Source organism: Mucilaginibacter pocheonensis (genome assembly GCF_031456535.1).
GTDB lineage: Bacteria > Bacteroidota > Bacteroidia > Sphingobacteriales > Sphingobacteriaceae > Mucilaginibacter > Mucilaginibacter pocheonensis.
This window is the reverse complement of record NZ_JAVDUU010000002.1, coordinates 951,394-965,328: the sequence shown is the minus strand read 5'-3', so window position 1 is coordinate 965,328 and position 13,935 is coordinate 951,394. Positions and strand designations below refer to the sequence as shown.

The following is a 13,935-nucleotide window of genomic DNA, read 5'->3' as shown; positions in this document are numbered from 1 at the left end:
TGCTGCAAGTAATACACTTGCTGTTATGGCTGCAATCCTTTTGGCTTGCTCAGCAAATTAACAAACAACCTATAGGCGCCCGGTACACCGGCTGGCAATTCCCTAAAGAAGGCCAGCGATGTATAAACAAAACGTCCTTTGCCATAGTTGGCAACTATCAGCGCCCCGTTGTTTGGCTGTTCGCCAGGATCGTTCATCTGCAAAACGGCTTTATATTGCGGATCAATATCGCTTACAAAATAAAGGCCGCGTTCCTGTATCCATCCTTTAAAATCATCCTGTGTAATTTTATTGGGATAATTAAGCACGGCGTCTTGTTTATCCAATATGGTAATGCCTGCGTTCTCATCGGTAACCCTTTGGTTAACCACCTTGAATGGGTAAGGGCCAATTTGTTTAACTACCAGGCCCGAATTGTTATTATACTGTACCAGCAGGTTGCCGCCGTTTTTAACATAGTCCATTAAACGGCTTTGTTCATAAGCCAGGCGCTCGTTAACATTATAGGCACGCACCCCGGTTATAATGGCATCATATGCTGACAGATCAGTGTTCATGATCTCATTTTCAGATAATTGTTTAACATCATAGCCAACCTGGTGCAGGGCCTCGGGCATCAGATCACCGGCACCGGCAATATAACCTATCTTCTTACCGGCAATTTTAAGGTCGAGGTTTACCAGCCTGGTCTCTGCCTGTGGAAACAGGGTTATAGCAGGCACATGATCATACCTTATCCGCCGCAGGCCCATAGAAAAAGGAGCTCCGTTAGCCGTTATTACAAACTGTAAATTGCTTGTCCGGGGCTTACTGTCAGTTGGCGCTACGGTAAAAGCGACCGTCCACTCATCATTTTTTTCCTTTCCTGTAAAATCAATTTTTTCAGGGCTTATCTTCCAGCCTGGAATTGGCTTTATGCTGATACTTCCACTGCTGCTGGTAAAGCTTTTTAATTTTATCAACACCGTCTGTGCCTGCTGCGAATTAAAAATATAATCCTGGTTTTCGATATTTGCAGTAACAGGCGGTGTTATCTCAAGCGGCTGATAAACCTCGCCCCTAACCGGATCAACATACTTATAAACCAGCCTGCGCTCAAAACGCACCGGTTTGCCTTCAATAATAAATTCAAATTCAACCTGGGGCAGATCGGGGTTCTCGGGATTGCCTGCAAGGGTGTCATCAGGGATATTGTAGGCCCCTATTTCATGTGGCGTTTGCAGCCAGTATGGCTGGGTAATTTTATCAGCCGAGCATGTTTGTTCAAATGTTTGCAACTGGTTGGCAGGTATTACCTTGCTGTTAAGGTTTGAAATGTTGCCCTGGCAGCTAATGCCATTTATTTTTACCCTGTTGCTATAGCGGTTAACCACCTGTGAGCGTACCTGTATCTTATCGCCAAGCGCATAGGTTGGCTCTACGGTATAAGCCTCAAACCACAGGCCCGAGCAGGCAGCTATCAGGTTGCTCAGCTCTTTTGTTTTTTGCGTGCGCCAGTAAGTATCTGAAATTTTCTCAACACGGCTAAGCAGCGCTACCAATGCAGGCACAGATTTCTCGGGCGCTCCGGCATTGAAATCCCTGCTGATAATACCTATCGCCGAGCCAATCGATTCGCCGTCTTTAACCCTGTTCCAGGAGGTTACAACTCCATCCATCAGGTCATTTTGCGGCGCATCGCCCAAAATGGTCTTAAAATATTCAAAAAACTCTCCCCGCTGTTTTGACGAACCAAAGCCCTGTGTTTTATGATTGCTGCGGCTTTCGGCGGCAATTTCTCCATATCCCTTCCCTAAAATAGGGTTATAAACCCCTACATCGATCTTAAACTGATCGGCGGCGGTAGTATTGATACTACCAAAACTGTAGGTGTTCCATAACAGGCGTTTGGCCTGCCAGGGTTTTACATATTTTAATTGTTCAGGATAACGGCTCGGATCAGCCGCGGCCGTAAAGGCCTCCTGCGCCAGTATGGCCGATGAGGTATGGTGCCCGTGGCCACCTTCGCCGGTTGTAGGGAAGCGGCATATCATTACATCCGGTCTAAATTTGCGGATCACCCAAACCATATCTCCTAATACTTTTTCCTTATCCCATATCTTTAGCGTTTCTTCCGGGCCTTTTGAAAAACCAAAGTCATTGGCACGTGTAAAAAATTGCTCAGCGCCGTCAACCCGCCTGGCGGCTAACAGCTCCTGCGTGCGTATCAACCCTAAAAGCTCGCTTTGCTCGTTACCTATTAAATTTTGCCCGCCATCGCCGCGTGTACAGGAAAGGTAACCGGTACGATAATGTTTTTCCTGCGCCAGGTAGGCCAGTAAACGGGTGTTTTCATCGTCGGGGTGTGCGGCAATATATAGTACGCTGCCCAGTGTATTCAGCTTTTTAAAGTTCTGTTGTATACTGCCCAGATCGGTCGGTGGCGAAGTTTGTGCCATCGCAAACGTGAACAGATGTAAAAAGATGGTAATGAGGTTGATCCGCTTCATGGCGACAAATATATTGAAAGATGTAGATTTATATTTTTTGTATCAATAATATAACATACCCGTAGGCGCCGATTATGAAAAACATAACTGTTTAAACATTTATTTAAAGAACTCAAAAAAAATTGTCACAATAAAAACAATTTTGTCATTTAACAGTAATCATTAATCAAATGATTAACTTTTGGGTATTGATCTATTAAATTAATCAATCGTTTGATTAATTTTGTGCCGTTAAAAAAATGGACAAAGATAAAATAGATAAAAAAGATCACATCCTTGATGTTGCCGAAAAAGTGTTTTCGGAACTCGGATTTGATGGCGCCTCAACCCGTGTAATATCGGGCGAAGCAGGGGTAAATATGGCTATGCTCAATTATTATTTCGGCTCAAAAGAAGGTTTGTTTCTTGCTGTTATTGAACGCAAGATCACTTCGTTCCAAAACATATTACAAATTTTGGGCAACGATGAGCGTATTAGTTCCTGGGAGAAAATAGAATCGTACATAGAAATTTACGGCGACCGTGTGGTAAATAATAACTGCTTTCAGAAATTACTGTACCAGGAACTCACCATGAACCGCCGCACAGAGCTTGCCGAAAAGATACGCAGCATACTGATGAAAAGCGTATCAGAAGTATTCAAAATATTACAGGAAGGCATTGATAATGGCGAGTTTAGAAAAGACACGGATATGCAGATGGTAGTGGCCACGCTTTACGGCACCAAAAACTTTATCCTGAATACACCACTTATGTCGTCATCCATGTTGGGATATGACATACTGGATGATAATATACTCGAGGAACAATTTAAACCCCGCATCAAAACATATTTAAAAAACCTATTAAAAGCTTATTTACTTAATGAAAATGACAACTCAAAATAAAAACCCCAATCACTTTACGCTGTTTAATGAAGTGCCTCCTTTATACCTGTATATGATCACGTTTGTGATAGCAGGCATGGTGCTGTTTGCGGGAGTCGCAAACGCGCAGGACAGAACAATCACCCTGGACGAAGCTATAAAACTGGGTCTTGACAATAGTAAGGTTTTAAAGCTTTCGCAATCAAAGGTTGAGCAGGCTGTTTCTGAATACAATCAGGCTAAAGACGAAGCCCTGCCAACCGGTAAAATAAGCTATGGCTACAACCACGCAGAAATTCCGGCCAATAAACTGGCCTTAGGCGCCGAAAGCTTTAATTTACCGTCAAGGGCCGACGCTTACTTGGGTATACTTACTTTAAACCAAACTATTTTTGGCGGCAATAAACTCAAGTACGCCCGCCAGTCAACAGACCTGCTAACCCAGGTAGCCCGTTTGGACGTTACCAATGATAAGGACCAGATCACTTATGATATCATAAGTTCGTATTATAGTCTTTATAAAGTATTGCAAAGTAAAAAGGTAGTGGCCCAAAACCTATCTACCATTGACGCCCAGATAAAACAGGCTCAACGCTTTTTTGAACAGGGACTGGTAACTAAAAATGATGTGCTCCGCTTTCAACTGCAGAGATCAAATATTGAGCTTAACGGCATCGATCTGGAAACCAACCGCCGCATCATCAATTACAACCTTAATGTTTTATTAGGTTTGCCCGAAGGCACACAGCTATCCATCGCCCAAATTACGGAGGCCGACAGACAGGTTGCACCGCTGAGCAACTACCTGGATACCGCTATGAGCAGCAGGCCGGAGTTGCAGCAATTTGACCTGCGTACCAAAGTAGCTGAAACCAATATTAAAACTATTAAAGCTAATACATTGCCTACACTGGGCGCATCAGCCGCCGGGTACTATGTTGACGTAAGCTCAAACCCTATACCTAAAAGTGGTCAGTTCATCACCCCGCTGTCGGTTGGTTTAACGCTGTCATGGAACTTTGGTTCATTATGGACCAACAAGAACAAGGTTGTTGAAGCCAAAATACAGCGAGAACAAACTGTAATTAACAAAAACATCACCGTTGACCGTATCAAAGACGAGGTAAACCAAAACTATCAGAACTATACTATGGCTTTGGATAAGATAAAGCTTTTACAAACCTCAATTGAGCAAGCCGGCGAGAACAATAAAATACTCGAATCGAAATACAAAAGCAATATAGCATCAGCCACAGACCGTGCCGATGCGGAAACATTACTTTACCAGGCGCAAATAAACCTGGAACTGGCTAAAGCCGATGCAGGACTTGCCTACTACACCCTATTAAAATCAACTGGAAAAATCAATAAATAATAATACTAAACCAATCAATAAAATGGCAAAGGAACAAGAAACACAGGATAAAAAGAAACCAAACAAAGTAATCCCAATCATATTAGGCATATTGCTTATAGGCGGTATTATTTTCGGGATCAAAGAATATATATATTTTGGCAAGCACATCGACACTGATGACGCGCAGATAGACGGTGATATAAGCCCGGTTGTAACCCGCGTTGGCGGTTACGTTGACTCTATTTACTTTGAAGAAAATACACATGTAAACGCGGGTCAGGTTTTGGTTAAAATTGACGACCGCGATTATAAAGTTAAACTTGAGCAGGCGCAGGCCGCACAGGTTGGTGCAAGCGCCGGTATCAACGTAAACCAGTCACAAATTTTCGCAAATGCTGCAAATTCATCAAGCGCGAGGGCACAAGTTACGTCAAACGCAGCCCGTTTGGATAAAGTTAAAAAGGATTATGAGCGCTATGCCAACCTGGTAAAAGACGGCTCGGTTACCCAGCAACAATTTGACCAGGCCAAGGCCGATCTTGATGTGGCACAAGCTAACCTCAGGGCGTCACAAGACCAATATAAAGCCGCGCTTGAACAGGTAGGTACAACCCGCAGCCAGTTAAAGGTTACCAACACCGGCGTATCACAAAGACAGGTAGATGTTGATTTTGCAAAACTACAGCTAAGTTATACGCGCATTACAGCCCCTTCATCTGGTTTGGCTTCTAAAAAAAGCATCCAATTGGGTCAGCTGGTACAGGCCGGGCAAACACTGTTTTCTATTGTGAATGATAACAGCTTGTATATAACCGCGAATTTTAAGGAAACGCAGCTTACCGACATGAAAAACGGGCAAAAGGTAGACATTGAAGTGGATGCATACCCGGACATGAAACTTGAAGGAACAGTTTATAATTTTTCGCCTGCTACGGGCGCTAAGTTCTCATTACTGCCACCTGATAACGCAACCGGAAACTTTGTAAAAGTTGTACAACGTGTTCCTGTTAAAATAAAATTAAACGCCAGCAAAGAGGTGCTTGACAAACTGCGCCCCGGAATGAGCGTAAAAGTTTCTGTAATTAAAGGATAAATATCATGGCTGAAACAGGCTTTAAAAAATGGATCATCACCATTACGGTTATCATTGCTTCGTTGCTGGAGCTTATTGATACCACAATAGTGAACGTATCCCTGCCCGATATACAGGGCAATCTTGGCGCCACGCTGGAAGATATTGCCTGGGTGGTTACCGGCTACGCTGTAGCAAACGTAATTGTACTTCCCATGTCGGGTTGGCTGGGAAGCCGTTTTGGGCGTAAAAATTACTTTATAACATCGATAATAGTATTTACTATAGCCTCATTTTTATGTGGTAATGCCGCCAATCTTAATGAGCTGGTATTATTCAGGATATTACAGGGTGTTGCCGGCGGCGGGCTGATATCAACCTCGCAGGCTATATTGATTGAAACCTGGCCACGTGAACAAATTGGTACCGCAACTGCACTATTTGGTTTAGGTGCGGTAGTTGGGCCAACTGTAGGGCCTACCATAGGTGGGTATATTACCGACCACTCTTCCTGGAGATGGATATTTTATGTAAATATCCCGGTTGGGGCGCTCGCGGCGTTTTTTGCCTACACCTTTGTACGCGAAACCCCTAAAGATGAAAAGGGTAAACCAATTGACTGGTGGGGCATTGGCCTGCTGGCGGTTGCCGTGGGTAGCTTACAAACCATATTGGAAAAAGGCGAATCGGAAGATTGGTTTGCCACACCTTATATAACTGTACTCACCGTTACCGCCGTATTAGGGTTGATCCTGTTTATATGGCGAGAAATGAGCATAGATTACCCGATAGTTAATTTTGCCATATTAAGGCACCGTAGCTTTGCCGTTGGGATGTTCACCTCCTTTATACTTGGTTTCGGACTATACGGATCAGTGTTTGTTTTCCCGGTATTTTGTCAGAACCTGCTTGGCTTTACGGCACAACAAACCGGCGAGATCTTGTTCCCTGGCGGGTTATGTACTATTATTATGATGCCGTTTATTGGTAAAATGCTTAATAAGGGTATCCCGGCTCAATTTATGGCTACCGCTGGTATGTTCTTGTTTTTTGTATTTACTACCATGCTCAGCAACTCAACTTTGGCCATGGGTACGGGGAATTTCTTTGTGCCGCTGGTAATACGCGGAGTGGGTATGGCGCTGTTATTTGTGCCGCTCACTACATTAGCTATTGCCGACCTAAAAGGCCCCGAAGTTGGGCAAGGTACCGGTTTAAATAATATGATGCGCCAGTTAGGCGGTTCATTTGGTATAGCAACGCTTACCACGCTTATACACATAAGGCAGGGGGTACACCGCAATAATCTGTTAACAAATATTACCTCAACAAACCCGGCCTTTGTTGATCGCTTTAATACCTATATGCATGGCTTTATGGCTAAGGGCCATTCCTTGTTTGATGCCACTCGCATGGCTTACGGAGCTATAGAAGGGGCCGTTACAAAACAAGTATTGCTATTAACTTATGACGATGCCTACTGGATATCAGGTTTGGTGATGCTATTTTCAATACCATTATTATATCTGCAGCCTTTTAAGAAGAGCAATGCAAAAATGCCGGTAGATGCACATTAATAAACGATAAAAGCCGTTCCACTATTACCTGGAACGGCTTTCCCCAAAAAAAATTAACAATTAAAATTTAAGTACCCGTCCCATAAATACAATTGTTTTAATAAAATTATTGCAGAGCTGAGGCGTGTTTAATCTTAGGTATAAATTTAGAGGTTTTTAATTGACAAACGCAAATTAATTCGGTAATAAAGTACAATTTGTGAAAAAGACATGAAATTTGTGAACTTCATGTCTTTTTTTTACGAAAAGTTGTGAATCCCTATCAAAAAACAATCTTACCCGTAGAAGTTATCAGAGATGCGATCCTTACGGCATCAAAAATCCGTTCCTCGGTAGTTGATAGCTTTATTAATGAATCTTCGTGAGCATTAACGCACATTTCACAGCCATTAACAGCGGATATAGCCAGGCTCATTAACTCAAAAAACTCCTTACCGGTAACAGGCTTCATCATCAGCTGCATACGAATGCGGGCCGGTATCTGGGTGTATTTTTCCTTTTGAGTAAAATGCCTGAACCTGTAAAATACATTATTTGATGCCAATAATGACGCGCAGCCAACTGCTTCGGCTATCTCTGCAGCATCGGCTCCCTGCTCTTCGGCATATTTAGTAAAAAAGGTAGTAAGGGGTACATTATTATTGTTAACAGCAGTACTCAGGCCCAGCAAGGCACACTCTTTGGCAGTTAAATGAGCCGATGTAAGTGTACTCGTAAAATTCAGCTTTAAATCGCGCAGGTAGCGTGATTCGCCTTTTTCAAGCAGGCTAAGGGCTTCTGTTCTGTAATCTTTATCTAATCCAATACCTTGCAGTATTTCCTGGATCACTTCGGTGCTTTCGTTCATGGTAAATTGATATTAAAAAGTATAAAAAATCCCCGCGCAAATGCTATGCACGGGGATATATGGTATTAACAGGGGTATTAAACTGTAAGGGTTTCCTGACCTTTTTCCCAGTTGCAAGGGCAAAGTTCATCTGTTTGCAAGCCATCAAGTACACGTAAAACTTCTTTAACGTTGCGGCCTACGCTCAAATCGTTAACTGATACCCAACGGATGATACCGGTAGGATCAATGATGAAAGTAGCACGGTAAGCGATCTTTTCGTTTGGCTCCAATATACCCAGCTCTTCTGCTAATGATTTTGAAGTATCAGCAAGCATGGGGAATTTAAGATCGCGCAGGTCATCATGATTGTTTCTCCAGGCCAGGTGTACAAATTCAGAATCTGTAGAAGCTCCGATTAAACGGGTTTCACGATCACGGAACTCACCGTAGTTTTTGTTGAACTCGGCAATTTCAGTTGGGCAAACAAAAGTAAAATCCTTTGGCCACCAGAACATTACAGTCCAAACGTTATCATCATTAACAAGATATTCAGAAGTTAATGTTTCAAACTCTTTGCCTTTTTCAAGATTTGTTACGGCAATTTTAGAAAATTGAGGGAATTTTTGTCCTATCGTTAACATAATTACTATTTCTTTATTATTTATGCAAATATAAGGATTTCTGCCTTTGTCTTTTATTCTAAAAATCTATACAATATAGATTTTATTGATACCTAAAGTTTGATACTATTAATTTTATCTATTTATAAAATAAAAGCGGCATAAAATTCTATTCGCGCAAAAAAGCAGCACTTTAAATGCCGCTTTTTAACAATATTAAAATCCGATCAAAGTATAAACTTAGTGCTCAGGAAATTGGAATCGTTATCGTTTACGATTTTATTAATGATCTGCTTATTGGTTTCGTTCATCTTGGTAGCTACTAATGAACGTATGGAGAATGATCTTAACGCATCATGTACAGAAAGCGTACCCTCAGCGCTGTCCTTACGGCCGGTAAATGGAAAAACATCGGGGCCGCGCTGGCACTGACTGTTGATATTTACCCTGCTTACCAGGTTAACAAAGGGGTCGATCAACGATGATATTTCATGTGCATCGTTACTAAAAATACTCACTTGCATGCCATGCGGCGAATCAATCTGGTATTCAATCGGCTCCTCTATGGATTCAAATGGAATTACAGGGATTACCGGACCAAACTGCTCCTCGCGGTAAAGTTTCATTTTTTCGTTTACCGGATAAACGATAGCGGGATAAAAAAATGACGCGACAGACGTTCCGCCGTTTTCATTTATAACTTTTGCACCGTGAACAATGGCGTCGTCAACCATTTCCTTTAATAATTCCGACTTGTTGGGCTCGGGCAGCGGGGTAAGTTTTACATCTTTATCCCAGGGTAGCCCAAATTTCAGTTTGGACACTTCCTCGCTCAATAGTTTCAAAAATTCATCAGCAACATCTTTGTGTACAAATATCATTTTTATGGCAGTACAGCGCTGCCCGTTAAATGACAATGCCCCCAAAATACACTCGCTGACGGCCAGCTGCAGGTCGGCATTTTTGGTAACAATGGCTGCATTCTTGGCATCAAGGCTTAGTACTGCCCGTAAACGGTTTATTTTAGGATGTCGTTTTTTCAGGTCGTTAGCTACCTTGCTCGATCCTATAAACGCCAATACATTAACCTTGCCGGTCTGCATCAGCCCCGGCGTAACCACCGCGCCACGGCCATAAACCGTGTTAACTACTCCTTTAGGAAAAGATTCCTGAAAAGCCCTCAACAGCGGATAATGTAAAAGTGTACCATGCTTAGGTGGTTTAAATAAAATGGTATTGCCCATAATAAGGGCGGGTATAAGGGTGGTAAAAGTTTCGTTAAGCGGATAATTAAATGGCCCCATGCACAATACAACCCCCAGCGGCGAACGGCGTATCTGGGCTATCAGCCCTTCAGCCATTTCAAACCTTGACGATTGACGGTCAATATCTTTTAGTGCGTCAATAGTAGCATTAATATACTCAATGGTGCGGTCAAATTCCTTTGCCGAATCACCATATGATTTCCCAATTTCCCACATCAGCAGCTTTACAACCAGGGTGCGTTGTTCGCTCATTTTAAAAATAAAGCGTTCCATACACTTAATACGATCGGCAATGCTCATGGTGGGCCACTCGCCGCGCCCGTTATCATAAGCAGCTATGGCAGCGTCGAGTGCGTCATTCGCTTCTTTTTCGGTACAAATGGGGTATGTACCAATTAGTTTACGTTTATACCCCTCGGGCGTGGGGAAACAAACAGGTGAATATACCTCACTTACCGGCCCGTCCCAGGCCTTCATCTCTCCATCACACAGGTATTCACGCTGATGCACTTCTGTTATTTGAAATTCGGCCGGTATTTGGCCTTCTTCCACAAATATCGAACTGATCTGGTCTTGAAAACTCATATTTTATTTGGTGTTTGATTTCTATAAAGATAAAAAAAGCCCGCTTTTGCAAGCAAGCTTTTTACTGAAATAAACTTTTATTAATGAATTGTTAATTTATGCCGACTCTTTATACAACACCATGCCGGCATGATAAAAAACACCGTCCTCAAAATCTCCGTCGGCTATAAAGCCTGTATCATCCAAATATTCTACATGCTTACCACGGATAGTATAAAATCCGGTGTACGCGCTTTTTTTATTACCACGGGCCTCATCATACCGGCCGTTTGGTAAAAATTCATGGCGTATGTAACCATCTTTTGTTACCCAAACGCCTATATGCTGATCTTTTTCCATGTTTAAGTTAAAATGCTGTTGATGTTGTTAATTCTTTCCATGCTTCCAGTTCGTTTTTAACCTCGGCTATTTTTTTATGGGCCAGGTCATAAGCGTCCGCGCCTAAAAATAAATTGAGCGGGGCATCATCGGCTCCGGCTATTTTTATCATAGCTGCGGCAGCTTTTTCCGGATCGCCGGGCTGTTGCTGATCGAGGTTATTTTGATGCAGGTTCTGCGCGTCGCGTACATTCTGGTAATCACTGATCTGGTTCTTTGGCGTAATAAGCGACCCTTCTGACAGAAAATTGGTACGGAAATAACCCGGTTCTACAATAGTTACTTTAATACCTAAAGGATTTACCTCCTGGGCTAACGCCTCTGAAAATCCGTTAACCGCAAATTTAGTGGCACAATAGATGCCAAACCCGGGATATCCGCCAACGAAACCACCTATTGATGAAATATTAATGATATGCCCTGACTTTTGATCGCGCAAATAAGGCAAAGCCTTCCTGATCACGTTTAAAGAGCCAAACACATTAACATCAAAATTATCACGTGCTTCGTCGTCAGTCAGTTCTTCCAAACCGCCTACAAGGCCGTAGCCTGCATTGTTGACCACTATATCAATTTTTCCGAACGTGCTGATGGCTTTTTCAACGGCTTCCTGCACGCTGCTTTCGTCTTTTATATTAACAGCCAACGGCAAAAACCTATCACTATCATCGTTAACAGCCTTATTTAGGTCGCTAATACTTCTGGAAGTAGCCGCCACGCTATAGCCTTCGTTCAATAATCTTTTTACTAAGGCGAGCCCTAATCCTTTGGAGGCTCCGGTTACAAACCAAACTTTCTTATTTTCCATTTTTTAATTTCTTAGTTAGATGTTTTTAATGATTTGAGAGATCTTAAATGCTTTTCAGATCGTACTCAAAGTCGGTTGAGCAGGTAAGATCCTGCCATTCATAAATCTCGCTTTGTAAAGCATCCAGCTTGGTGAGCGCCCTGTTATAAGCATCGCCGCCTAATAGTAAATACAAGGGTGGGTTAGCTTCGCCCGCAATTTTGATAATAGATGCCGCAGCCTTCTCCGGGTCGCCGGCCTGTTCGCCGTCCATCTTTAAGTATTTGCTGTGCGATGCCCTTACATCTTCATAATCGGCTATCGGATTGGTAGTAAGCGTCAACGAATCTGGTGTAAGGAAATTTGTCCTGAACGCTCCGGGAGCTACTACTGTAACCTTAATACCCAATGACTTTACATCGGCAGCAAGTACTTCTGATAAACCTATTACCGCATACTTTGCCGCTCCATAAATAGCCCAGCCTGTGCCGGGCGCGATACCAGCAATTGAAGATATATTTATGATATGCCCTGAACGCTGCTTGCGTAAATAAGGCATTACATAGCGTATTACATTAAGGGTGGCAAATACATTTACATCAAAAGCCTGGCGGGTTTCTTTATCGGTAAGCTCTTCAATAGCTCCACCAATACCATAACCGGCATTATTGATAACCACATCTATACGCCCAAATGTTTCATAGGTGTGCTGCAGGGCAAGTGACACGCTGCTTTCATTAACCAAATCGACCTGCAAGGGCAAAAAACCGTCACTTTGTGTATTAACCGCTTCTATTAACTCTTGCTGATTCCTGGAGGTGGCAGCAACAAGCTGACCAGCATCCAGTAATTGTTTTACTAAACTGAGCCCAAATCCTTTTGAGGCGCCAGTAATAAACCATACTTTTTTGTTGTTCATATTTTGTTCTGTTTTTTGATAGAACAAAATTAAGGAGGGCGGGGGCGCAAAGCATTACGCTATTCAAACCAATGGTTACAAAATTCAAACATTTATGAATTTACAGCGATACTTTGCTTTATTGGGTTGGACGAAATACCCGTGGTTTATAACAAATATAAAGAATTGCAGCCATTAAATCAAATCCGTTAATGACTGCAAACCTTAAACATTCCTGAAGGTGGATGGTGTTATTTGGGTTTGTTTCTTAAAAAAGTTGTTAAAATGAGTGGGCTCTTCAAAGCCCAGACAGTACCCTATCTCCGATATATTCCAGTCGGTGTGCCTGAGGAGCGATTTGGCCTCACTAAGCAGTCTTTCGGCAATATGATCGGTAGTTGTTTTGCCTGTGGTTTCGCGTATGGCCCTGTTCAGGTGGTTTACATGTACTGAAAGCCGCTGAGCAAAGTCATTGGCCGACCGCAGTATAAACCGCTGTGAAGGCGTTTCTATAGGAAACTGGCGCTCCAGCAACTCCGTAAACACCGAGGTTATCCTTGATTTGGCATCGGCATGCTTATACACATTTTCAGATGGCTGCGTTTTTAGCGCGTAATAAGCAACTTCGGTAACGTAATTCCTGATGAGGTCATACTTAAACGCGTACTCGGAATTGATCTCCTCCATCATTTTCATGAACAAGCCGCCCACATATTCATACTGGCTCTCGTCCAGGGCATATACGGGTTTTGCCCCCAGTGCAAACATAGGCAGCTCGCTTAAACCGCCCCTGAACCTTTCCCTAAAAAAATCCTCGGTGAAAATGCAGAAGAAACCCGACCTGTCGTCAGACTGGTGTTCAAAGGTATAAGGCACATGCGGACTAAAAAACATCAGCGAAGCGCCTGACAATGTGATACTTTTGTCGGCATAGTGAATAATATCATTGCCGCGCATCAGGCTGATCTTATAAAAACTGCGGCGGCTGTATGTAACCGGTTTTGCGTTGGGGCCTATACAGTCCTCAATCCTGAAAACATTAAAATGACCGATGTTTTGCTGCAGATTATTGGGCAGCCAGTCAAATTTATTCCGGTAAAAATCCTCGAGTGTCTCTGTTGCCATATTCAAAGTTACAAAATTCAAACCTCCATGCAAATAAATGCAAACTACTAAACCTCGTTTTTAACATATTTTCCGTTCAAAAAACGC

General features: G+C 42.7%; 12 protein-coding genes. 4 read left to right on the top strand and 8 right to left on the bottom strand.

Going from position 1 to position 13,935, the window contains the following annotated elements; genetic code table 11:
• Window positions 1-23 precede the first annotated feature (23 nt).
• The gene (locus tag J2W55_RS11105) at window positions 24-2,489 is read right to left on the bottom strand and encodes a PIG-L family deacetylase (protein WP_310095609.1); all 2,466 of its coding nucleotides are present in this window, start codon (window positions 2,487-2,489) and stop codon (window positions 24-26) included.
• A gap of 239 nt (window positions 2,490-2,728) precedes the next feature.
• On the opposite strand from J2W55_RS11105, the gene J2W55_RS11100 reads away from it, so the two are divergent.
• From J2W55_RS11100 to J2W55_RS11085, 4 genes are read left to right on the top strand one after another with little or no spacing between them, the layout of a single operon-like run.
• Window positions 2,729-3,376 carry a TetR/AcrR family transcriptional regulator gene (locus J2W55_RS11100; RefSeq protein ID WP_310095606.1) on the top strand — a complete coding sequence of 216 codons (648 nt, stop codon included), beginning with the start codon at window positions 2,729-2,731 and terminating at the stop codon, window positions 3,374-3,376.
• A complete protein-coding gene (locus J2W55_RS11095) occupies window positions 3,360-4,730 on the top strand; it encodes a TolC family protein (RefSeq protein WP_310095603.1) in 1,371 nt (456 codons plus the stop codon). The genes J2W55_RS11100 and J2W55_RS11095 overlap by 17 nt, the downstream gene beginning before the upstream one ends.
• A 22-nt stretch (window positions 4,731-4,752) precedes the next feature.
• Complete coding sequence (locus J2W55_RS11090; protein ID WP_310095601.1) at window positions 4,753-5,805, top strand: HlyD family secretion protein; 1,053 nt, start codon at window positions 4,753-4,755, stop codon at window positions 5,803-5,805.
• 5 nt (window positions 5,806-5,810) lie between these two features.
• Entirely contained in the window at window positions 5,811-7,361 is a 1,551-nt protein-coding gene (locus J2W55_RS11085) for a DHA2 family efflux MFS transporter permease subunit (RefSeq protein ID WP_310095599.1), read from the top strand.
• 262 nt (window positions 7,362-7,623) lie between these two features.
• On the opposite strand, the gene J2W55_RS11080 is transcribed toward J2W55_RS11085, so the two are convergent.
• The 7 genes from J2W55_RS11080 to J2W55_RS11050 all read right to left on the bottom strand — a co-directional run bounded on the left by J2W55_RS11080 (window position 7,624) and on the right by J2W55_RS11050 (window position 13,848).
• Complete coding sequence (locus J2W55_RS11080; RefSeq protein ID WP_310095598.1) at window positions 7,624-8,208, bottom strand: carboxymuconolactone decarboxylase family protein; 585 nt, start codon at window positions 8,206-8,208, stop codon at window positions 7,624-7,626.
• 77 nt (window positions 8,209-8,285) lie between these two features.
• A complete protein-coding gene (locus J2W55_RS11075) occupies window positions 8,286-8,831 on the bottom strand; it encodes a peroxiredoxin (RefSeq protein WP_310095596.1) in 546 nt (181 codons plus the stop codon).
• Window positions 8,832-9,037: 206 nt separating this feature from the next.
• The gene (locus tag J2W55_RS11070; protein ID WP_310095594.1) at window positions 9,038-10,660 is read right to left on the bottom strand and encodes an NADP-dependent glyceraldehyde-3-phosphate dehydrogenase; all 1,623 of its coding nucleotides are present in this window, start codon (window positions 10,658-10,660) and stop codon (window positions 9,038-9,040) included.
• Between the two features lie 96 nt (window positions 10,661-10,756).
• The gene (locus tag J2W55_RS11065) at window positions 10,757-10,999 is read right to left on the bottom strand and encodes an Atu4866 domain-containing protein (protein ID WP_310095592.1); all 243 of its coding nucleotides are present in this window, start codon (window positions 10,997-10,999) and stop codon (window positions 10,757-10,759) included.
• A 7-nt stretch (window positions 11,000-11,006) separates the two neighbouring features.
• A complete protein-coding gene (locus J2W55_RS11060) occupies window positions 11,007-11,846 on the bottom strand; it encodes an oxidoreductase (protein ID WP_310095590.1) in 840 nt (279 codons plus the stop codon).
• Window positions 11,847-11,889: 43 nt separating this feature from the next.
• Entirely contained in the window at window positions 11,890-12,744 is an 855-nt protein-coding gene (locus J2W55_RS11055; RefSeq protein WP_310095588.1) for an SDR family NAD(P)-dependent oxidoreductase, read from the bottom strand.
• A 204-nt stretch (window positions 12,745-12,948) separates the two neighbouring features.
• The gene (locus tag J2W55_RS11050) at window positions 12,949-13,848 is read right to left on the bottom strand and encodes a helix-turn-helix domain-containing protein (protein ID WP_310095586.1); all 900 of its coding nucleotides are present in this window, start codon (window positions 13,846-13,848) and stop codon (window positions 12,949-12,951) included.
• Window positions 13,849-13,935 lie beyond the last annotated feature (87 nt).

Coding starts and splice junctions, on each gene's coding strand:
- J2W55_RS11105 (WP_310095609.1), bottom strand. CDS start 2,489: ATGAAGCGGATCAACCTCATTACCATCTTTTTACATCTGTTCACGTTT.
- J2W55_RS11055 (WP_310095588.1), bottom strand. CDS start 12,744: ATGAACAACAAAAAAGTATGGTTTATTACTGGCGCCTCAAAAGGATTT.
- J2W55_RS11080 (WP_310095598.1), bottom strand. CDS start 8,208: ATGAACGAAAGCACCGAAGTGATCCAGGAAATACTGCAAGGTATTGGA.
- J2W55_RS11090 (WP_310095601.1), top strand. CDS start 4,753: ATGGCAAAGGAACAAGAAACACAGGATAAAAAGAAACCAAACAAAGTA.
- J2W55_RS11095 (WP_310095603.1), top strand. CDS start 3,360: ATGACAACTCAAAATAAAAACCCCAATCACTTTACGCTGTTTAATGAA.
- J2W55_RS11070 (WP_310095594.1), bottom strand. CDS start 10,660: ATGAGTTTTCAAGACCAGATCAGTTCGATATTTGTGGAAGAAGGCCAA.
- J2W55_RS11085 (WP_310095599.1), top strand. CDS start 5,811: ATGGCTGAAACAGGCTTTAAAAAATGGATCATCACCATTACGGTTATC.
- J2W55_RS11060 (WP_310095590.1), bottom strand. CDS start 11,846: ATGGAAAATAAGAAAGTTTGGTTTGTAACCGGAGCCTCCAAAGGATTA.
- J2W55_RS11065 (WP_310095592.1), bottom strand. CDS start 10,999: ATGGAAAAAGATCAGCATATAGGCGTTTGGGTAACAAAAGATGGTTAC.
- J2W55_RS11075 (WP_310095596.1), bottom strand. CDS start 8,831: ATGTTAACGATAGGACAAAAATTCCCTCAATTTTCTAAAATTGCCGTA.
- J2W55_RS11050 (WP_310095586.1), bottom strand. CDS start 13,848: ATGGCAACAGAGACACTCGAGGATTTTTACCGGAATAAATTTGACTGG.
- J2W55_RS11100 (WP_310095606.1), top strand. CDS start 2,729: ATGGACAAAGATAAAATAGATAAAAAAGATCACATCCTTGATGTTGCC.